Annotated in this window: 17 protein-coding genes; 8 read left to right on the forward strand and 9 right to left on the reverse strand. The window is 60.3% G+C overall.

Annotation, left to right across the window (positions count from 1 at the left end; genetic code table 11):
- Positions 1-14: 14 nt before the first annotated feature.
- From ACRC4F_RS24355 to ACRC4F_RS24385, 7 genes are all read left to right on the forward strand, one after another.
- Positions 15-1,208 carry an SfnB family sulfur acquisition oxidoreductase gene (locus tag ACRC4F_RS24355; protein WP_438661645.1) on the forward strand — a complete coding sequence of 398 codons (1,194 nt, stop codon included), beginning with the start codon at positions 15-17 and terminating at the stop codon, positions 1,206-1,208.
- Complete coding sequence (locus ACRC4F_RS24360) at positions 1,208-2,566, forward strand: LLM class flavin-dependent oxidoreductase (RefSeq protein WP_438661646.1); 1,359 nt, start codon at positions 1,208-1,210, stop codon at positions 2,564-2,566. Before ACRC4F_RS24355 ends, ACRC4F_RS24360 begins: the two co-directional genes overlap by 1 nt.
- A gap of 118 nt (positions 2,567-2,684) precedes the next feature.
- The gene (locus ACRC4F_RS24365) at positions 2,685-3,494 is read left to right on the forward strand and encodes a MetQ/NlpA family ABC transporter substrate-binding protein (RefSeq protein WP_438661647.1); all 810 of its coding nucleotides are present in this window, start codon (positions 2,685-2,687) and stop codon (positions 3,492-3,494) included.
- Between the two features lie 2 nt (positions 3,495-3,496).
- A complete protein-coding gene (locus tag ACRC4F_RS24370; RefSeq protein WP_438661648.1) occupies positions 3,497-4,618 on the forward strand; it encodes a methionine ABC transporter ATP-binding protein in 1,122 nt (373 codons plus the stop codon).
- A complete protein-coding gene (locus ACRC4F_RS24375) occupies positions 4,608-5,252 on the forward strand; it encodes a methionine ABC transporter permease (RefSeq protein ID WP_438661649.1) in 645 nt (214 codons plus the stop codon). The genes ACRC4F_RS24370 and ACRC4F_RS24375 overlap by 11 nt, the downstream gene beginning before the upstream one ends.
- A gap of 537 nt (positions 5,253-5,789) precedes the next feature.
- Positions 5,790-6,146, forward strand: a complete 357-nt coding sequence (locus ACRC4F_RS24380) for a DUF6124 family protein (protein ID WP_438661650.1) — start codon at positions 5,790-5,792, stop codon at positions 6,144-6,146.
- Positions 6,147-6,332: 186 nt separating this feature from the next.
- Positions 6,333-6,959 (forward strand): class I SAM-dependent methyltransferase, encoded by a 627-nt coding sequence (locus ACRC4F_RS24385; protein ID WP_438661651.1) that lies wholly within the window; start codon positions 6,333-6,335, stop codon positions 6,957-6,959.
- A 171-nt stretch (positions 6,960-7,130) separates the two neighbouring features.
- Here the strand turns inward: ACRC4F_RS24385 and ACRC4F_RS24390 are convergent, their stop codons facing one another.
- From ACRC4F_RS24390 to ACRC4F_RS24400, 3 genes are read right to left on the reverse strand one after another with little or no spacing between them, the layout of a single operon-like run.
- The gene (locus ACRC4F_RS24390; RefSeq protein ID WP_438661652.1) at positions 7,131-10,217 is read right to left on the reverse strand and encodes an efflux RND transporter permease subunit; all 3,087 of its coding nucleotides are present in this window, start codon (positions 10,215-10,217) and stop codon (positions 7,131-7,133) included.
- A complete protein-coding gene (locus ACRC4F_RS24395; RefSeq protein ID WP_438661653.1) occupies positions 10,214-11,281 on the reverse strand; it encodes an efflux RND transporter periplasmic adaptor subunit in 1,068 nt (355 codons plus the stop codon). Before ACRC4F_RS24395 ends, ACRC4F_RS24390 begins: the two co-directional genes overlap by 4 nt.
- Entirely contained in the window at positions 11,278-12,381 is a 1,104-nt protein-coding gene (locus ACRC4F_RS24400; protein ID WP_438661654.1) for an efflux RND transporter periplasmic adaptor subunit, read from the reverse strand. The genes ACRC4F_RS24395 and ACRC4F_RS24400 overlap by 4 nt, the downstream gene beginning before the upstream one ends.
- 327 nt (positions 12,382-12,708) lie before the next feature.
- On the opposite strand from ACRC4F_RS24400, the gene ACRC4F_RS24405 reads away from it, so the two are divergent.
- Positions 12,709-13,869: an AAA family ATPase gene (locus tag ACRC4F_RS24405; protein WP_438661655.1), complete on the forward strand. Its 1,161-nt coding sequence runs from the start codon at positions 12,709-12,711 to the stop codon at positions 13,867-13,869.
- A gap of 134 nt (positions 13,870-14,003) precedes the next feature.
- Here ACRC4F_RS24405 and ACRC4F_RS24410 read toward each other — a convergent pair whose 3' ends face one another.
- From ACRC4F_RS24410 to ACRC4F_RS24435, 6 genes are all read right to left on the reverse strand, one after another.
- Complete coding sequence (locus tag ACRC4F_RS24410; RefSeq protein WP_438661656.1) at positions 14,004-14,867, reverse strand: transporter substrate-binding domain-containing protein; 864 nt, start codon at positions 14,865-14,867, stop codon at positions 14,004-14,006.
- Positions 14,864-15,646 carry an amino acid ABC transporter ATP-binding protein gene (locus ACRC4F_RS24415; RefSeq protein WP_438661657.1) on the reverse strand — a complete coding sequence of 261 codons (783 nt, stop codon included), beginning with the start codon at positions 15,644-15,646 and terminating at the stop codon, positions 14,864-14,866. Before ACRC4F_RS24415 ends, ACRC4F_RS24410 begins: the two co-directional genes overlap by 4 nt.
- The gene (locus ACRC4F_RS24420; protein ID WP_438661658.1) at positions 15,643-16,302 is read right to left on the reverse strand and encodes an amino acid ABC transporter permease; all 660 of its coding nucleotides are present in this window, start codon (positions 16,300-16,302) and stop codon (positions 15,643-15,645) included. The genes ACRC4F_RS24415 and ACRC4F_RS24420 overlap by 4 nt, the downstream gene beginning before the upstream one ends.
- Complete coding sequence (locus tag ACRC4F_RS24425) at positions 16,283-16,948, reverse strand: amino acid ABC transporter permease (RefSeq protein WP_008148239.1); 666 nt, start codon at positions 16,946-16,948, stop codon at positions 16,283-16,285. The genes ACRC4F_RS24420 and ACRC4F_RS24425 overlap by 20 nt, the downstream gene beginning before the upstream one ends.
- Positions 16,949-17,568: 620 nt before the next feature.
- A complete protein-coding gene (locus ACRC4F_RS24430; protein WP_438661659.1) occupies positions 17,569-18,366 on the reverse strand; it encodes a MetQ/NlpA family ABC transporter substrate-binding protein in 798 nt (265 codons plus the stop codon).
- Positions 18,367-18,539: 173 nt separating this feature from the next.
- Positions 18,540-19,472 carry a sigma 54-interacting transcriptional regulator gene (locus tag ACRC4F_RS24435; RefSeq protein WP_438661660.1) on the reverse strand — a complete coding sequence of 311 codons (933 nt, stop codon included), beginning with the start codon at positions 19,470-19,472 and terminating at the stop codon, positions 18,540-18,542.
- Between the last annotated feature and the right edge of the window lie 47 nt (positions 19,473-19,519).

The following is a 19,519-nucleotide window of genomic DNA, read 5'->3' on the forward strand; positions in this document are numbered from 1 at the left end:
CTCTGGAGAAACACATGACTCTTTCTCACCACGTCGCGGTCATAACCAGCGATGAGCAAGCCCTGATCGTCGCCAGTGACCTGGCCGACGACTTCAAACGCGACAGCGCCCTGCGCGACCGCGAACGTCGCCTGCCGCACCCGGAGCTGGAAGTGTTTTCCCGCTCGGGGCTCTGGGGCATCAGCGTGCCCAAGGAATACGGCGGCGCCGGTGTTTCCAACGTGACCCTGGCCAAGGTGATCGCACTGATTGCCCAGGCTGACGGCTCGCTCGGACAGATCCCGCAAAACCATTTCTACGCCCTCGAAGTGCTGCGCGTGAACGGCAGCGAAGAGCAGAAAAAACGCCTGTACGCCGAAGTGCTGGCCGGCCAACGCTTCGGCAATGCCTTGGCGGAACTGGGCACCAAAACCGCCCACGACCGTGCCACCAGCCTGACACGCGACGTTGACGGCTATCGCATCAACGGTCGCAAGTTCTACGCGACCGGCGCGATCTACGCGCAACGCATTCCGACCTCGGTCGTGGATGAAAACGGCGTGCAGCAATTGGCGTTCGTCCCCCACAACAGCAAAGGCCTGACCGTCATCGACGACTGGAGCGGCTTCGGCCAGCGCACCACCGGCAGCGGTTCGGTGGTGTTCGAAGACGTCTACGTCGCCGCCGAAGACGTGATCCCGTTTCAAAGTGCCTTCGAACGCCCGACCACGGTCGGCCCGCTGGCGCAGATTCTTCACGCCGCCATCGACACCGGCATCGCCCGCGCCGCTTACGAAGATGCACTGCACTTCGTGCGCACCAAAACCCGGCCGTGGATCGACGCCACCCATGAAAAAGCCACTGACGACCCGCTGACCCTCAAGAGCTTCGGCCACCTGAGCATTCGCCTGCACGCCGCCGAAGCCTTGCTGGAGCGCTCCGGCGAATTCCTCGACAAGGCCCAGGCCAACCCCAACGCCGAGACGGTCGCCGCGGCCTCGATTGCCGTCGCCGAAGCCCGCGCCATCAGCACCGACATTTCCCTCGCTGCCGGCAGCACGCTGTTTGAACTGGCCGGCAGCCAGGCGACGCTGATCGAACACGGCCTCGATCGCCACTGGCGCAACGCACGGGTTCACACGCTGCATGACCCGGTGCGCTGGAAATATCACGCCGTCGGCAATTACTACCTCAACGATGAAAACCCTCCGTTGCGAGGGACCATCTAATGACCGAGGCGAAAAAGAAGATCCTGCTCAACGCGTTCAACATGAACTGCATCGGGCACATCAACCATGGCCTGTGGACGCATCCACGGGACACCTCCACCCAGTACAAAACCCTCGAATACTGGACCGAACTGGCGCAGTTACTGGAACGCGGGTTGTTCGACGGCTTGTTCATCGCGGACATCGTCGGGGTGTACGACGTTTACCAAAACTCGGTCGACGTACCGCTGAAAGAGTCGATCCAGCTGCCGGTCAACGATCCGCTGTTGCTGGTTTCGGCCATGGCGGCGGTGACGAAAAACCTCGGCTTCGGCCTGACCGCCAACCTGACGTACGAACCGCCGTATCTGTTCGCTCGACGCATGTCGACGCTCGATCACTTGAGTCGCGGCCGGGTTGGCTGGAACATCGTCACCGGCTACCTCGACAGCGCCGCCAAAGCCATGGGCCTGAGCGAACAGGTGGAACACGACCGTCGATACGACCAGGCCGATGAGTATCTGGAAGTGCTCTACAAACTCTGGGAAGGCAGTTGGGAAGACGGCGCGGTGCTGAATGACCCGCAGCAACGGATCTACGCCTTACCTGCGAAAGTGCACAAGGTCGAGCACAAGGGCGAGTTCTATCAGGTCGAGGGTTATCACCTCTGCGAGCCGTCACCGCAGCGCACGCCGGTGCTGTTCCAGGCCGGCAGTTCCGATCGCGGCTTGCTGTTCGCCGGACGTCACGCCGAGTGCGTGTTCATCAGCGGGCAGAACAAACCGTCGACAAAGGTTCAGGTGGACAAGGTCCGCGCCAGCGCTGTTGAAGCCGGGCGCAATCCCGAAGACATCAAGGTGTTCATGGGGCTGAACGTGATTGTCGGCGCCACCGAAGAGCTTGCCTGGAAGAAGCACGCCGAGTACCTCAGTTACGCCAGCGCTGAAGCAGGCGTGGCACATTTCTCGGCGTCGACCGGGATCGATTTCTCCGAATACGAGATCGACGAACCGATCCAGTACGTGAAGAGCAACGCGATCCAGTCGGCCACCAAGAACCTGCAGAACAACGACTGGACCCGACGCAAATTGCTCGAGCAGCACGCCCTCGGTGGCCGCTACATCACGGTGGTCGGTTCACCTGAACAAGTGGCGGATGAACTGGAATCGTGGATCGCCGAGACCGGGCTGGATGGCTTCAACCTGACGCGCATTGTCACGCCGGAAAGCTATGTGGACTTCATCGACTTGGTGATTCCGGAGTTGCAGCGGCGTGGGTCGTACAAGACGGCTTATGACGACGGCAGCCTGCGGGAAAAGCTGTTTCACGGTGAGGCGCATTTGCCTGAGCAACACACGGGCTCCGCGTTTCGCCGCTAAAAGCATCGCCAGCAAGCCGGCTCCTACAAGGACAACGCATTCCCCTGTAGGAGCTGGCTTGCTGGCGATGAGGCCCTGACAAACACTCCAAATTTATGCCCTGACTGGAAAAAACCTCATGAAAAAGAACTCCCTCTCCCACCCAGTCAAAGCACTGGCCCTGGCCCTCGGCCTCTTCAGCTCCATCACCTTCGCCGCCGACGCGCCGTTGAAAGTCGGCACCACCGCCGCCTTCGCCATCCCGCTGGAAGCCGCCGTCGAAGAAGCCAAAAAACAAGGCCTGCAAGTCGACCTGGTGGAGTTCAGCGACTGGATCGCCCCCAACGTCAGCCTCGCGGCCGGCGACATCGACGTGAACTACTTCCAGCACGTCCCGTTCCTGGAAAACGCCAAGGCCGCCGCCGGTTTTGACCTGGTGCCGTTCGCGCCGGGGATCATCAACAATGTCGGCCTCTACTCGAAGAAATACAAAAGCTTCGACGAACTGCCCGAAGGCGCCAGCGTCGCCATCGCCAACGACCCGATCAACAGCGGTCGCGGCCTGCAACTGCTGGCCAAGGCCGGTTTGATCACGCTCAAACCGGGTGTCGGCTACAAGGCCACCGAAGAAGACATCATCGCCAACCCGAAGAAAATCAAAATCCTCCAGGTTGAAGCCGTGCAACTGGTGCGCGCTTATGACGACGCCGATCTGGTCCAGGGCTACCCGGCCTACATTCGTCTGTCGAAGACTTTCGATGCCGGTTCGGCATTGCTGTTTGATGGCCTCGATCACAAGGAATACGTGATCCAGTTCGTGATCCAGCCAAAAAGCAAAACCGACCCGCGCCTGATCAAGTTCGTCGATATCTACCAGCACTCGCCGGCCGTTCGTGCAGCGCTGGATAAAGCCCACGGCAAGCTCTATCAAGCCGGCTGGGAAAGCTGAGGATGACGGCCGCGATCCAACGGCGACTGGAAATTCCAGAGCCACATAAAGCCGAACAAAAGGAGCTGCACCCGGAGCTCAGCCGTGCCCACGTGCGCTTCGTCGGTCTGGGTAAAACCTACACCGGCCAGCAAGGTCCGGTGGCGGCGTTGCACGGCATCGACCTGGCGATCCAGCGCGGTGAAGTGTTCGGCATCATCGGTCGCAGCGGTGCCGGCAAGTCGTCGCTGATCCGCACCATCAACCGTCTCGAACAACCGAGCACCGGCCGGGTGCTGATCGATCAAGTGGACATCGGCGAGTTCGATGAAGATCGCCTGGTCGCGCTGCGCCGACGGATCGGCATGATCTTCCAGCACTTCAACCTGATGTCGGCCAAGACCGTTTGGCAAAACGTCGAGTTGCCGCTGAAAGTCGCCGGTGTACCCAAGGAAAAACGCGAACAGAAAGTCCGCGAACTGCTGGAGCTGGTGGGCCTGCAAGGCAAGCACAAGGCTTATCCGGCGCAGTTGTCCGGCGGGCAGAAACAACGCGTCGGCATCGCCCGCGCACTGGTGCACGACCCGGAAATCCTGCTGTGCGACGAAGCTACTTCGGCGCTGGACCCGGAGACCACGCAATCGATCCTCGGCCTGCTGCGCGAGATCAATCAGCGCCTGGGTTTGACCATTGTGCTGATCACCCACGAGATGGCGGTGATTCGCGATATCTGTGATCGGGTCGTGGTGCTGGAACACGGGCAAATCGTCGAACAAGGGCCGGTGTGGGAAGTATTCGGCAACCCGCAGCATGAGGTCAGCAAGACCTTGCTCGCGCCGCTGCAACACGCGCTACCGGAGGAACTGCAAAGCCGTTTGCGCCCGCAACCACAGTCCTCGGACGCGGCGGTGGTGTTGCGTTTGCAATTCACCGGCAGCGCCACGGACGAACCGGATCTGGCTGCACTTTTCAGCGCCCTCGGTGGCCGCGTGCGGTTGCTGCAAGGTGGCGTGGAACGGATTCAGGGCCATGCGCTGGGACAACTGCTGCTGGCAGTGACCGGCTCGGCGCTCGACGCTGAAGAATTGCGTCAACGGGCCGGTAACTGGGCGCAACAGGCGGAGGTAGTGGGTTATGTGGTTTGATCGCTTGCTGCAAGGTTTCATCGACACGTTCTTGATGGTCGGCGTGTCGTCGCTGATTGCGCTGCTGGCGGGCATTCCGTTGGCGGTGATTCTGGTCACCAGTTCCAAGGGCGGCATCTACGAGGCACCGGCGCTGAACCGCGCACTGGGCGCCTTCGTCAACCTGTTCCGCTCGATCCCGTTTCTGATTCTGATGGTGGCGCTGATTCCGTTTACCCGGTTGATCGTCGGCACCACGTACGGTGTCTGGGCCGCCGTGGTGCCGCTGACGATTGCGGCCACGCCGTTTTTTGCGCGCATTGCCGAAGTCAGCTTGCGCGAGGTGGATCATGGATTGATCGAAGCCGCGCAAGCGATGGGGTGCCGGCGCTGGCACATCGTCTGGCATGTGCTGTTGCCTGAGGCGCTGCCGGGGATTGTCGGTGGTTTCACGATTACGTTGGTGACCATGATCAACTCGTCTGCCATGGCCGGGGCGATTGGCGCGGGCGGATTGGGGGACATTGCGTATCGGTATGGGTATCAGCGGTTTGATAGCCAGATTATGTTGACGGTGATTGTGTTGCTGGTGGTGTTGGTGGCGGTGATTCAGTTGGGCGGGGATCGGTTGGCTCGCGCACTCAACAAGCGCTGAATGCGGTGCGGCTGAAGGGCTTTTGTGGCGAGGGGGTTTACCCCCGTTGGGCTGCGAAGCAGCCCCCAAAGCCATTCAAAGAGGTGTGTCAGGCAAATCAGGTCGGCAGGTTTTGGGGCTGCTGCGCAGCCCAACGGGGGTAAACCCCCTCGCCACAAAGGCGTCATCGGCACAGGCAATTTCCCTCGCTGTGGAGGGAACATTTCCCACAGGAAAATCAGTGTGCTTACAGCCCTGTTCCCTTTCATTTGCAGGACATTTCCTAGATCATTCCGCTCGCTTGCGCCGGTGGATTCTCGTGGCTAGTCTCCGTCCGTCACTGCTCATCAGTGATCGGGTTTAGTCGCCCGGACCGGACGCATAGCGCCACCCACTCTCAGGCATTTCCTTTGCCTGAAATCTATGGTGGCTGTGCGTAGGGCACCTTCGGGTGCGCCGGTTCCCGGTGTCCGGTCGACTAACCTGCGTGCAGCCGCCACCCCTAATTCGTTTAGTCGCGAGATCGGTTGGCTCCAACTAATCACCGGAGTTTTACCAATGAAAAGATCTGTCCCCGATCCACCTCCCGAGACAACCACCGAAGGCAAACCCGCCGACGATCCGCCAAGAGAGCGTTCCGCGCTTTACCGCGCCATCGATTTCTACCTCACCGGAGAACAGCCTTCAGCACCCGATGAACTGCGGTTCTACAACGTCAGCGAAGACGTGAGTTTCGAAGACACCCAACTCTATGTCGCGGACCTGCTGCGTTGCGCTTCGGTCACGGCGTATCAATGCGGCGATCACCTGAAAGGGGCGGACAGAGCCATGGTGTTTTCTGTCTGGCATTTGCTGGAGATTGCCAAAGCCATGGTTGATCGTTCCATTGATTGTTTGGGGATGAAGCAGGGCTGAGTCATCGGTGGTCAGTGATACCGCCATCGCGAGCAGGCTCGCTCCCACAGTTGATCTTCAGTGAACACAATTTGTGTGTACGCCGGAGATCCAATGTGGGAGCGAGCCTGCTCGCGATTGGCTGCGCAGCAGCCACCGGCCTCATGGCGTATATTCGGCAAATCCCCATTGCCTGTGCAGCCGACCATGAAACAAACCCCCGACGACCTCGAGCAGATCACCTCCACCACCCTGGGCCATTACAACTCGGTGGCCGAAGGTTTTCGCGAGGGCACTCGCGATCACGATGTCAGCCAGAACATCGACGCCCTGCTGCGGCATATTCAGGGCGAAGCGCCGTTCGATATTCTCGATTTTGGTTGTGGGCCGGGGCGTGACTTGCAGACGTTCACGCGCATGGGCCACACCGCTGTCGGGCTGGATGGGTCAGAGAAGTTTGCGCAGATGGCGCGTGAAGACAGTGGTTGCGAGGTGTGGCAGCAGGACTTTCTGAAGCTGGATCTGCCGAATGAACGCTTCGACGGGATTTTTGCCAATGCGGTGCTGTTTCATATCCCGCGTCAGGAATTGCCTCGGGTGTTGAAGGAGTTGCGCGGGGCGTTGAAGCCGGGTGGTGTGTTGTTCAGCTCTAATCCGCGTGGTGAGAATCAGGAAGGCTGGAATGGGCCGCGGTATGGGGCTTATCACGATCTGGCGGCGTGGCAGCAATTGCTGACTGGGGCGGGGTTTGTGGAGTTGGAGCATTACTACCGGCCGGCGGGGCTGCCGCGGGAGCAGCAGCCTTGGTTGGCGAGTGTGTGGCGTCGGGCGTGATTGTGGGGGTGTGTCAATGAGATCCACCCCTCACCCCAACCCTCCCGAAACGTCGGACCGCCCCAAAGGGGCGAGGGGGAAAGGGAGCAGATCTTCAAGCTTTTCAAAACCTGAGTTCAACTCAATTTCCCCGGGCGCAAAATTTCTCAGGAACACCTCGGTCAGTCCCCTCTACCCCCTGGGGAGAGGGTTAGGGTGGGTCTCAAGCCGATCACCTTTCTTCGGCTCGCGGATTTTGTACCAGGCGACGTAAAGCGCCGGCAAAAACAGCAGCGTCAGCAACGTCGCAATAATGATCCCGCCAATCATCGCGTACGCCATCGGCCCCCAGAACACTTCTCGGGCAATCGGGATCATCCCCAGACTGGCCGCCGCAGCCGTCAGCAGAATTGGCCGGCGCCGATGCTCCGTGGCCTGCGCCACGGCATCCCACGGTGCAAGGCCCTCTTTCTCCAGGGCATCAATCTGCGTCACCAGAATCACCGAGTTGCGGATGATGATGCCGATCAGCGCCAGAATCCCCAGGATCGCCACAAAGCCCATCGGCGTACCTGTCGGGATCAGCGCCAGCACCACACCAATCAGCCCGAGCGGCGCGACGCTGGCCACCAGGAACAGCTTCTGCACGCTGTGCAGCTGGATCATGAGGAAGGTCGCCATGAGGAACAGCATCAACGGCACCACCTTGGCAATCGGCCCCTGGGCCTTGCCGCTTTCCTCCACCGTGCCGCCCGTGGCGACCGAGTAACCCACCGGCAAACCGGCAGCGAATTTATCGATGTCAGGCTTGAGCTGTTTCACCAGATCGGTCGGCTGAATCTCGTCGCGCACCGCCGCCTTGATCGTGATGGTCGGCTTGCGGTCACGGCGCCAGACCAGCGGCTGCTCGAGTTCGTAGCGCACCGTGGCGAACGCCAGCAGCGGAATCGACGTGCCGCCCGGCGTCACGATCTGCAAGTTCTGCAGGGTTTCCGGCGTGCCGCGCTCCGCGTCCACCGCGCGGCCCACCACGTTGATCAGGTAGATATCGTCATCGACCTGAGTCACCGGCGAGCCGACGACGATGCTGTTCATCAGGTTGGCCACGTCTTCCGACGACAGCCCCAGTTGGCGCGCCTTGTCCTGTGCAATGTCGATGCGCAGGACCTTGCCCGGTTCGTTCCAGTCGTAAATGATCTCGCCGATGTGCGAGTTCTTGTCCAGTTCGGTGGCCAGCGCAATGGCGTGCTTGCGCACCTGATCGATGTCCTTGCCGCTGACCCGGTACTGAATCGGGCGACCTACCGGCGGGCCCATTTCCAGCGCCTGGACGTAGCTGCCGATACCGACGAAATCTTTGCGCAGCCGCTCGCGCAAGCGCTGGCTGAGGACGTTACGCGACTCAAGGCCTTTGCTGACGATCACCAATTGCGCGTAGTACGGGTTCTGCAATTGCTGGTCGAGAGGCAGGTAGAAACGGATCGCACCCTCGCCGATGTAAGTGCTCCAGCGCACGATGTCCGGATCGTCTTTGAGCGTCGCTTCAAGCTTGTCCACCGCCTTGCGGGTTTCGGCAATCGAGGCGTTTTGCGGCAGGTTGAGGTCGACGAGGATTTCCGGGCGGTCCGAAGACGGGAAGAACTGGTTCTGCACGAACTGCATGGAAAACACCGACGCCACGAACAGCGCAATTGTGATGCCGATGGCCCACCAACGATTGCGCATCGCCCAGAACATGCCGTAATTGAACGCCCGGCCGATACGGCCCGGCTCGGCGTCATGGGGCTTCACCTTGGCACTGAGGATGTGCACACCGATCACCGGAGCGAACAACACGGCGACAATCCACGACACCAGCATCGCCACGGCGATCACCGCAAACAACGTAAAGGTGTACTCGCCTGCCGAACTGGCGTTCAACCCGATGGGCACGAAACCAGCCACCGTCACCAACGTACCGGTAAGCATCGGGAAGGCGGTCGAGGTGTAGGCAAACGTCGCCGCCTGCTCCTTGGTCTCGCCCATTTCCAGGCGCGTGACCATCATCTCGACGGTAATCATTGCGTCGTCCACCAGCAGGCCGAGGGCGATGATCAGCGCGCCGAGGGAAATCCGCTGCATGGTGATGCCGCTGTATTCCATGAAGATGAAAACCATCGCCAGCACCAGCGGGATCGAGCACGCGACCACCAACCCGGCGCGCACACCGAGGCTGACGAAGCTGACGATGAGCACGATCACCACCGCTTCGAACAAGGCACTGGTGAAGCCGCCGACGGCTTTTTCCACCACTTGGGCCTGGTCGGACACCGTGTACACACCGACGCCCACCGGCAAGTCTGCGGTCAGGTCGGTCATGCGCTGATGCAACGCCTTGCCGAACTCCTGGATGTTGCCGCCCTTCTTCATGGCGATGGCGAGGCCGATGCCCGGATGGCCGTTGTAGCGGAATTCCGGTGTCGCCGGGTCAACATAGCCACGGCTGATCTCGGCGATGTCGGCCAAACGGTAAAAGCGATCATTGAGCCGCAGGTTGACGTTGGCCAGGTCTTTCTCGGAAGCGAACTGCCCCGAAGTGCGCACCGAGATGCGCTCCGGTCCGGCCTCGATCACCCCGGCCGGGGTCACCGCGTTCTGGGTTTGCAGGCTTTGCACCACCTGGCGCTGATCAATGCCCAGCGCCGCCAGTTTGCGGGTGGAGAAATTCAGGTAGAGGACCTCGTCCTGCTCACCGACCATCTCGACCTTGCCCAGCCCCGGCACCTCACGGATTTGGGCGCGGACTTGTTCCACGTAGTCGCGCAACTGGCGCATCGACAAACCGTCGGCGGTAAAGGCGTAGACCGAACCGAACACATCACCGAATTCGTCGTTGAACCCCGGCCCTTGCAGGCCTTGGGGGAAGTCGCCGCGAATGTCGTTGATCTTCTTGCGCACCTGGTACCAGATTTCCGGGATGTCCTTGGCACTGGTGGTGTCGCGCAGGTTGACGAACACTGTCGATTCACCGGGCCGCGTATAGCTTTTCACGTAGTCGAGGGAGTCGAGTTCCTCGAGCTTTTTCTCGATGCGGTCAGTGACCTGCTTGAGGGTTTCTTCCTGGGTCGCGCCCGGCCAGCGGGTCTGGATGACCATGGTCTTGATGGTGAACGACGGGTCTTCCTCGCGGCCCAGGTTCATGTACGAGAACACGCCCATCAGCAGCGCGACGAACATCAAATACCAGACAAACGACTGATGCTTGAGGGCCCATTCGGATAAGTTGAAACTCCCTTTCATTGTGGACTGTCCTCATCGATTTTCACTTTTTGCCCGGGTTTCAGGCTGTGCACACCGGCGCTGACCACCCGCTCACCGGACTTCACGCCACTGGCCAGGATCATCGTTGAATCCGTGCGGCTGACCAGGCTGACGTCTCGTGGCGCAACGGTCTGGGTCTGCGCATCAATGACCCAGATGCGGGTTTTGCCATCAACCTCCTGTAGCGCACTCAAGGGCAGTTCAATGCGCGGTTTGATCGCAGAGCTGAGGGTGACGCTGATCGCGGTGCCCAGGCGAAAACCGGGCGGTGTGTCGGTCAGGGTCAAGCGGGCTCGACGGGTGCGGGTCGCACTTTGGGCCTGAGGTTCGATTTCACGAACGGTGGCGGTGGTGGTTATTCTCGGGTCCAGTTGGGCCGCGACTTGAAACACGACGTCGGTTGGCAGCTGGTCGACCAAAGTGTCCGGCAAGTCGATCACGGCTTCCTTGATGTCTGGCTGCGCCAGGGTCACCACCTGCTGGCCGGCGGTGACAACTTGCCCGGCTTCGGCATTCCACGCAGTCACCACGGCTTTATGGTCGGCGCGCAGTTCGACGTAATTGAGTTGGTCCTTGGCTTGATCGACCGCCGCCTGCGCTTGATCGAGGGACGCCTGGGTGGTTTTAAGGTCAGTCTGCGCGATGTCGAGTTGCGCCTGGGCGCCGACGCCGCGATCGAACAACTCCTTTTGGCGTCGGGCATTGGCCTGGGCGTTGATCAGTTGCGCCTGGACGCTGGCCAGATTGCCCTGGGCGGAACGTAACTGGTTCTGCTGATCGGTGGGGTCGAGCGTGGCGAGTAAGGCGCCCTTTTCGACTTCGGCACCGACATCGACGCTACGGCTGGCGATGCGCCCCGGCACACGGAATCCGGTATTGCTTTCATAGCGGGCCTGGATGCTGCCGGCGAAGCGGCCGAGATTTTCCTCATCCAGCGCCTGGACCTTGACCGACAGCACCGGGCGCACCGGCTCTGGCGGTGGTTCTTTTTCCGAGCAGGCCACCAGCATTACCGCGGTGCACACCAGTAACAGACGCTTCATGGCTGGGCTTCCACTGCTAAATCCTTGTAGGTGTTTTCGGCGATTTCGACTTTCACACCGGGGTGCAGCAACTGGCCACCCGCGATGACGACTTTTTCGCCACCCTGCAGACCGGCGCTGATGATCACTTTGCCGATCAGGTAGCGACCAACCGTGATGGTGTGCAGTTGCGCCTTGCCTTCACCGTCCACCAGCCATACCGCCGGATCGCTGAGGTTTTTGGTCAGCGCCGACCACGGCAATTCCACGGCGGATTTGCCCGGCGTCTTCGCCGTGGCGCTCACCACCGAGCCCAATTGCATGCCTTCCGGCAGACCGTCAAGGGTGACTTTGACTTGCACGGTGCCGGTCTGCGCGGACACGGCCGGGGTGACTTCCCGCACGGTGCCGGTGGTTTTGATCGCCGGGTTGTCGAGCAGGCTGACCACGACGGTTTTATCCTCCGGCGCCTCGGTCAGCAGCGCTTCGTAGACGTTGAACACCGCGTCACGCTCACCGTCACGGGCCAGGCTGAAAATCGGCACCGTCGCCTGCACCACCTGGCCGACCTCGGCCTGTCGTGCAGTAATCACCCCCGGAGCATCGGCAATCAGCGCGGTGTAGCGCAGTTGATCGCGGGCGTTGGCCAGTTGCGCCTGAGCGGCGGTCAACGCGCTCTGACTGCTGCGCAAGGCAGCTTGGGCGGAATCGTATTCACTTTGGCTGGTGTAGCCCTTGGGCAGGAGTTTTTGCTGGCGAACGAACGCGGCGGCGGTCTGTTTGACCCGGGCCTGCTCGGCGACAACCTGGGCCTGGGCCGAGTCGACGTTGGTCTGCAAGTCCTTGGGATCGAGCCTGGCCAGCACTTGCTTGGCCGACACCCGGTCACCGACATCGACCATGCGCTGAATGATCTTGCCGCCCACGCGGAACGACAATTCAGTCTGGACCCGGGCCTGAACGTCGCCGGTGAGCGTCACCGACGCGGCGTAATCCGCGGGTTTGACCTCCTGCACGAACACCCGGGGACGGTCCTTCTCGACCTGGGGTTTATCGCCACAGGCACTCAGCAGGGCAACGAGGCTCAGGCCAACCACTGTTTTCAATCCGGGACCAGCCATGCAGACTCCTTTGCGTTGTACGGACGTGCCAATGGCGATACGACTGTGAGCTTAGAACAGGGTTCCGCGGGTGCACAGGTTTACTACACCCCCTTCGCCAATAGGCTTACCTGTGGCGAGGGAGCTTGCTCCCGCTCGGCTGCGCAGCAGACGCAAAATCTTCTTTCCGTTTTGCCTGATACACCTTTGGATGGCTTTGGGGCCGCTTCGCAGCCCAACGTCGGAACGCCGCCCGGAACAAGCTCGCTCGCCACAAAAGCTCGCTAGTGAGATCACGGTGTTTGCGACAATAAGGCAAACTTGCCAACTACGCAGCAGGAAGCGCTTATGCTCAAAACCCTCGCGGTGGCCAATTACCGCTCGATCAATAAATTGGTGATTCCGCTGGGCCGGCTGAACCTGATCACCGGCCCCAACGGCAGCGGCAAATCCAACCTCTACCGCGCGTTGCGGCTGCTGGCGGAAACCGCTCAGGGCGGCGTCGTCAATGCGTTGGCCCGCGAGGGAGGGCTGGATTCGACATTCTGGGCCGGGCCGGAAACCATCACCCGGCGCATGCGCAATGGCGAAGTCCCGATTGAGGCGACCGTGCGCCACGGCGTCAAACGCCTGCGCCTGGGGTTTGCCGGTGAGGATTTCAGTTATTCGATCGCACTGGGCTTGCCGGAGCCGAGCCTGTCCGAGTTCTCTCTAGACCCGGAGATCAAAAAGGAATGCATCTGGAACGGTCCGTTGTATCGCCCGGCCAGTCTCATGGTGGAACGCAACGGCCCGATGATCCGCGCCCGGGTCGACCGCGACTGGGACGTGCTGGCCCAGCACACGCCGAGTTTCGACAGCCTGTTCGATCAGGTCGGCAATTTCCGCACCTCGCCGGAAGTCATGCAATTGCGTGAGTTCATCCGTCGCTGGCGCTTCTACGATCACTTTCGCAGCGATGCCGATGCCCCGGTGCGCCAACCGCAACTGGGCACCCGCACACCGGTGTTGCATCACGATGGTCGCGACCTCGCCGCCGCGTTGCAGACGATTCGTGAAATCGGCGATCCCGAGGCGCTGCAGTCTGCGATCAGCGACGCGTTCCCCGGTGCGCGATTGAACATCGCGCCGTTACAGGGCGGGCGGTTTGCAATTGAGTTTTTCCAGGAAGGATTGCTGCGGCCGTTGTCGGCAGCCGAGTTGTCGGACGGGACATTGCGTTATTTGCTGCTGGTGGCGGCACTGCTGACGCCTCGGCCGCCGACGCTGATGGTGTTGAACGAGCCGGAAACCAGTCTGCACCCGGACCTGCTGCCGGCGTTGGCGCGGCTGATTATCCGGGCGTCGGAGCAATGTCAGGTGTGGGTGGTGTCCCATGCGCGGCGGTTGATCTCGGCGTTGCAGAAAGATCCGGAATGCAATTGCATTGTGCTGGAGAAGAACCTGGGCCAGACCGGGATTGTCGGGCAGCGGTCGCTGGATGAGCCGGCGTGGCATTGGCCGGATTAAGCGGCGCTTGAACCACCGCTATCGCGAGCAGGCTCGCTCCCACAGTTGACCGAGTTGTCCCGACGGACACGGTCTAATGTGGGAGCGAGCCTGCTCGCGATGAGGGCCCAAAGATCACCGCAAAGGTTGAAGACTCAACCCTGCCACTTCCCACCCTCGACAATCACGCTCTCAGGCTTGGCGTCATCACTCAGCTCTTTACGCACATATTGGTCATACAGCTTGAGCAAATACTTCTCCTCGCCCAGCTTCGCCAATTCAGCATTCACCCAATCGCGCAGTTCGATATTGCCCTTCTTCACCGCCGGCGCAATCGGTGCTTCGGCGCCCAGCGTCTGGCTCAGCACACGGTAGCCAGGGTTCTGCTTGGCCCAGCTGAACAGCACCAGATTGTCCTGTGCATACGCATCGCCACGCCCGTTGGCCAGGGCTTGCAGCGATTCGGAGTTTTTCTCGAACTTCAGCAGTTTCCAGTCCGGGTGATTCTTGGTCAGCCAGATGTCGGCTGTTGTGCCCGTGGTCACGATGGTGGTGCGAGTCGCCAGGTCATCGAGGTTTTTCACCGTGCTGGCTTGCGGGACCAGTGCCTGTACCGCGACCTTGAGGTTCGGGTTGGTGAATTCCACCGCTTCCTTGCGCTCCGGGGTCACCGTCATGTTGGCCAGGATCAGGTCGACCTTGTCGCTTTGCAGGAACGGAATCCGGCTGGCCGGTTCCACCGCGACGAACTCGACCTTGTTCTCATCGCCCAATAAGTCCTTGGCAAATTGACGGCCGATGTCGGTATCGAAACCCACATAACGCCCGGCCTCATTGACGAAACCAAACGGCGGTTTGTCAGTGAAGACGCCAACGATCAGCTTGTCCCGCGCCTTGATCTTTTCCAGGTAGCTGGCGGTGGCCGCAGGCTTGGCGGGTTCTTCGGTTTTGTTGCAACCGGCCAGCAACGCGAGGCCGAGCAGCGGGAGTAGCAGCAGTGAAGTCTTGGCAGTTTTCATAGCGGTTCCAGTTCCTTTGTTTGAGTCGTTTTGGGTAAAGCGGCAACGTAGGAGAACTTCTCCAGGAACTGCTGCGCTCGTGCGGTTTGCGGGTTCGTAAAGAAAATCTCGGGAGGGTTTTGTTCGAGGATTCGCCCGGCATCCATGAACACAATTCGGTCCGCCACGGCGCGGGCAAAGGCCATTTCGTGGGTGACGATCAGCAGGGTCATGCCCTCGCGGGCCAGGCCCTGGATGACTTCCAGCACCTCCTTGACCATTTCCGGATCAAGGGCGGCGGTGACTTCGTCGAAGAGCATGACTTTGGGGTTCATGCACAGCGAACGGACGATGGCGATGCGTTGCTGCTGGCCGCCGGAGAGCTGACGCGGGAAGGCGTCGCGCTTGTCCAGCAAGCCCACGCGCGCCAGCAGGGTTTCAGCCTGGTCGCGGGCTTCCCGGGGGTCGCGTTTCTGCACTTTGACCGGGCCGAGCAGCAGGTTGTCGAGCACGCTCATGTGCGGGAACAGGTGATAACTCTGGAACACCATGCCGATCTGCTGGCGCACTTCACGCCAGTCGGTGCCCTTGCTCAGCAGCTCGCGGCCGGCAAAGTTCAGGCTGCCGCTGTGCGCGACTTCCAGGCCGTTGAGGCAGCGCAGCAAGGTGCTTTTGCCACAGCCGCTGGGGCCGAGGATGACGATCACTTCGCCTGACTTCACGTGCAGGTCGATGCCGTCCAGCACTTGTTGCTCGCCGAAAAACTTGTTGAAACCCTTGAACTCGATCAATGCGCTCATGCTTGCGTCCAGCGCCGCTCCAGCACGCGCGAGGCGGCCGACAGCGGGTAGCAAATGAAAAAGAAAAACAGGAACAGCGCGCCGTAGATCAGCACGGATTCGTAGGTGCGCTCGATGATTTGCTGGCCGACCTTGATCACGTCCACCACACCGATCAGCACCGCCAGGGAGCTGGTCTTGATGATGCGCGTGTAGACGTTGATGGTCGGCGGCGTCATGCGTTTCAGCGCCTGGGGCAGCAGCACGTAGCCGTAGAGTTGCGGGCCGTCCAGGCCAATCGACAACCCGGCTTCACGCTGCCCGCTGGGTAACGAATGCAACGCGCCACGCACCACTTCGCCGACTTCGCTGGCGCCCCACAGCGACAGCACCAGCACCGCGCACCAGAAGCTCGGAATGCTCAGGCCGAAAAAAATCGGCAGGCCAAAAAACAGCAGGTACAACCAGACCAGTACCGGGATCGCCCGGAACAATTCCAGGTAGACCCGCAGGATCGCGTTCAACCATTTCGAATTCAGCGTGCGCAACACGCCGTAGAACACGCCGCCAACGGTGCTGATGGCGATGCTCAGAAAGGAGATCGACAAGGTTTGCGCCGCGCCCTTGCCCAATTGCGGCAACGACACCCAGAGCAATTCAAGACCCGAACTGGCCATGCTGGAGCCTCCTTTCCAGACGGCTGAGCAGCAGCGACAGCGGCAAGAACAACAGCACGCAAATCAGCGTCAGCACGGCGAGCATTTCGTAGGTTTTGTAGTAGAGCGCGATGTAGCTTTTGGTGGTGTAGAGGATCTCCGGCACCGCCACCGCCGAGACCACGGTGGTTTCCTTGAGCAGGAAGATGAAATTGGCGAACAGCGACGGCAGGCTGAGAATCCCGGCTTGCGGCAGGATCACGTAGCGCAGTAATTGCCCGTGGGACAAACCGATGGAGCGGCCGGATTCGAGTTGCGCCTGAGGCACCGCATCGACGCCGGCGCGCAGCACTTCGGTCAGGTAAGCGCCGCCGAGAAAGGTCATGGTGATGATCGCTGCGGCGAACCCCGAGACCTTGATACCCAGTGCCGGTAAGGCGAAATACACGAAGAACAGCTGAATGAGCAGCGGGGTGTTGCGCGCCAGCTCGACGTAGAGCCCGACCAGCCGTTGCAGGTAGGGCGTGCGAAACACCAGAATCGTCGCGTTGATCAGCGCCACCAGCAGCGAGGTGCCGATGGCGATAAAGCCGACCTGCAGCGTCACGCCCACGGCTTTGAGAAACGCCGGGAGGGTGCTGAGGATAAAAGCGTAATCGAAGTTCATTGAACATCCTGGACGTCGCAGGGGTAAGCGACGGTGGTGCAGTCCATGGGCAGTGGCTAACTGCCCTGCAAGCACAGACTTTAAAGGTATAAAAAGAAGAATTTAAATACCGTTAAAGCATATTGATATCACGCAAAAAACTATCCTGCGGATTTGCCGCGGCGAAGGAAGACGACTATTTTCCTTGCAGCTGTAGGAGGGATCTTTTTTTCAAAAAGACCCTCCAAGGACGCACAGCTTTTGGCCAGACTCCCCCGGCCGAATCATCACAAGGAAGAGAAAAATGGCTGACGTGAAAGTGCCAAAGCGGTTGGACCCGCAGGAAATCTTGAAATTGTTGGTCGCGTTGCGCCGGGCGCTGGAGGCCAGGGTGGCCTGAGTACGCTGCTGCTTTTGTGGCGAGGGAGCTTGCTCCCGTTCGACTGTGCAGCAGTCGCAAAACCAGTCAAAGCGCTGTACCTGAAGAAACGTATGTTCAGGTTTTCAGGGTCGCTTCGCAACCCAGCGGGACGGTGCGGCGATCCGACAAGCTCCCTCGCCACAGGTTTTCGAACGCAAAAAAACGCCGACGCTTTACTAGCCGTCGGCGTTCGAAACCTTGAAGGGGTTTACCTCGCGAATCAGAACGCCGGCAGTACCGCGCCGCTGTACTTCTTCTCGATGAATGCTTTCACTTCCGGGCTGGTCAAGGCTTTGGCCAGCTTCTGGATTGCGTCGCTGTTCTTGTTGTCCTCACGGGCCACCAGGAAGTTGACGTAAGGCGAATCCGCGCCTTCGATCACCAAGGCATCCTTGGTCGGGTTCAACTTGGCTTCCAGCGCGTAGTTGGTGTTGATCATGTCCAGGTCAACTTCTTTCAGAACGCGTGGCAGCATGGCCGATTCCAGTTCCTTGAACTTGAAGTTGTGCGGGTTCTTGGCGATGTCTTTCGGCGTGGCCAAGGCGTTTTTCGGGTCTTTCAGCTCGATCAGACCTGCCTTCTGCAACAGGATCAACGCACGGCCGCTGTTGCTGCCTTCGTTCGGAATGGCGATGGTCGCGCCGTCAGGCAGTTCTGCCAGCGACTTGTACTTGCTCGAGTAGCCGCCGAACGGTTCAACGTGAACACCTTGAACGGTCACCAGGTATTTGGCTTTGTCGTCCTTGTATTTGCCTGCGTTGAAGCTGTCCAGGTAAGGCTTGGTCTGGAAGTAGTTGGCGTCCAGACGCTTTTCGCCCACCTGAACGTTGGGCTGAACGTAATCGGTGAACACTTTGATTTCCAGGTCCACGCCTTCTTTGGCGAGGGTTGGCTTGATCAGTTCGAGAATCTCGGCGTGTGGAACAGGGGTCGCCGCCACCACCAGTTTCTCGCCAGCCTGGGCCAGGCCCGCAGTCAGGGCAGCCGCCAGTGCGGTGAACAACAGAACCTTTTTCATGCAGTGTCCTTATCGAAAATCACAGTCGTCATTGACGACGGCTAATTAGTACGTGTGCCAGTGAAGTGCTATCGCTGGCGTGAAGCGGACAATACCGGGATTTTTTATTCCCGAACAATATCTTTTATTCACTTTCATATTCCATTTTGTTCATACAGCTCTAGTCCGAAGGGTTACAGCGTTCGGCTCAAGCTATCGAGCAAATCCTTGAGCGCTGAACGCTCGTCAGCCGTGCCATTTTTGCTCACTTGCGCGACCTGCTGCTCAATCTGCACCAACGACACAGGCACTTCAGGCAGATTCAAATGCTCCGGCAAAATCTCGTCACCGGTGCTGACCAGCAACGCGAAGTGAATGACGTTTTCCAGCTCCCGGGTGTTGCCCGGCCAAGTGTGCCGCTCCAGCACCAGCTGCGCAGCCTCGCTGATCAGCGGCACCGGCAGGTCGAGGCGTTGGCTGTAGATGCCGAGGAAATATTCGGACAGCGAAAGAATATCGCCGACCCGCTCGCGCAACGCCGGCAGTTCGAGCTGGCCTTCGCTGAGGTAGTGATAAAGCCGTTCATGGAATTTCCCCGCTGCCACCGCTTGCGCCAGATCGATGCTGGTGGCGGCGACGAGGCGCACGTCCACCGGGCTCGGCTGAGGCGCGCCAACGCGGGTGACTTCGTGGTTTTCCAGGGCAGCGAGCAATTTGATCTGGATCGGCAGCGGCAAGTCGCCGATCTCATCCAGATAGAGCGTTCCACCGTTGGCCGAACCGAACCAGCCCGCGCGGCTGCTGGCCGCACCGCTGTAACTGCCGGCGGCATAGCCGAACAGTTCGGCGTCGGCATAGGTCGGGCTGATAGCGCCGCAATTGACCGAGACGAATAAACCGCCGCGATCACTCGCGCGATGGATGTGCCGCGCGAGCAATTCCTTGCCGCTGCCGGTCTCACCGCGGATCAATACCGAGATCGAACGCGGTGCCAGTTGCTCCAATTCCTGACGCAACTGCCGGGAGCGTGGATCGACAAACACCAGCGCCTTGGCGCGAATGCTGAGGGGGCTTTTTTCGGCGTCGGGGAAGGTCAGCAGTGGCTGACCGAAGGCTTCAAAACTCATGGCAGACTCCCGCCCAAAACCGCCGGGAGACGGGTAGGCGTTTTTAA

The organism is Pseudomonas sp. (assembly GCF_051660785.1).
In the GTDB taxonomy this organism is placed as follows: Bacteria; Pseudomonadota; Gammaproteobacteria; order Pseudomonadales; family Pseudomonadaceae; genus Aquipseudomonas.

Coding starts and splice junctions, on each gene's coding strand:
- ACRC4F_RS24415 (WP_438661657.1), bottom strand. CDS start 15,646: ATGAGCGCATTGATCGAGTTCAAGGGTTTCAACAAGTTTTTCGGCGAG.
- ACRC4F_RS24410 (WP_438661656.1), bottom strand. CDS start 14,867: ATGAAAACTGCCAAGACTTCACTGCTGCTACTCCCGCTGCTCGGCCTC.
- ACRC4F_RS24385 (WP_438661651.1), top strand. CDS start 6,333: ATGAAACAAACCCCCGACGACCTCGAGCAGATCACCTCCACCACCCTG.
- ACRC4F_RS24380 (WP_438661650.1), top strand. CDS start 5,790: ATGAAAAGATCTGTCCCCGATCCACCTCCCGAGACAACCACCGAAGGC.
- ACRC4F_RS24355 (WP_438661645.1), top strand. CDS start 15: ATGACTCTTTCTCACCACGTCGCGGTCATAACCAGCGATGAGCAAGCC.
- ACRC4F_RS24425 (WP_008148239.1), bottom strand. CDS start 16,948: ATGAACTTCGATTACGCTTTTATCCTCAGCACCCTCCCGGCGTTTCTC.
- ACRC4F_RS24375 (WP_438661649.1), top strand. CDS start 4,608: ATGTGGTTTGATCGCTTGCTGCAAGGTTTCATCGACACGTTCTTGATG.
- ACRC4F_RS24405 (WP_438661655.1), top strand. CDS start 12,709: ATGCTCAAAACCCTCGCGGTGGCCAATTACCGCTCGATCAATAAATTG.
- ACRC4F_RS24420 (WP_438661658.1), bottom strand. CDS start 16,302: ATGGCCAGTTCGGGTCTTGAATTGCTCTGGGTGTCGTTGCCGCAATTG.
- ACRC4F_RS24400 (WP_438661654.1), bottom strand. CDS start 12,381: ATGGCTGGTCCCGGATTGAAAACAGTGGTTGGCCTGAGCCTCGTTGCC.
- ACRC4F_RS24390 (WP_438661652.1), bottom strand. CDS start 10,217: ATGAAAGGGAGTTTCAACTTATCCGAATGGGCCCTCAAGCATCAGTCG.
- ACRC4F_RS24365 (WP_438661647.1), top strand. CDS start 2,685: ATGAAAAAGAACTCCCTCTCCCACCCAGTCAAAGCACTGGCCCTGGCC.
- ACRC4F_RS24435 (WP_438661660.1), bottom strand. CDS start 19,472: ATGAGTTTTGAAGCCTTCGGTCAGCCACTGCTGACCTTCCCCGACGCC.
- ACRC4F_RS24360 (WP_438661646.1), top strand. CDS start 1,208: ATGACCGAGGCGAAAAAGAAGATCCTGCTCAACGCGTTCAACATGAAC.
- ACRC4F_RS24370 (WP_438661648.1), top strand. CDS start 3,497: ATGACGGCCGCGATCCAACGGCGACTGGAAATTCCAGAGCCACATAAA.
- ACRC4F_RS24395 (WP_438661653.1), bottom strand. CDS start 11,281: ATGAAGCGTCTGTTACTGGTGTGCACCGCGGTAATGCTGGTGGCCTGC.
- ACRC4F_RS24430 (WP_438661659.1), bottom strand. CDS start 18,366: ATGAAAAAGGTTCTGTTGTTCACCGCACTGGCGGCTGCCCTGACTGCG.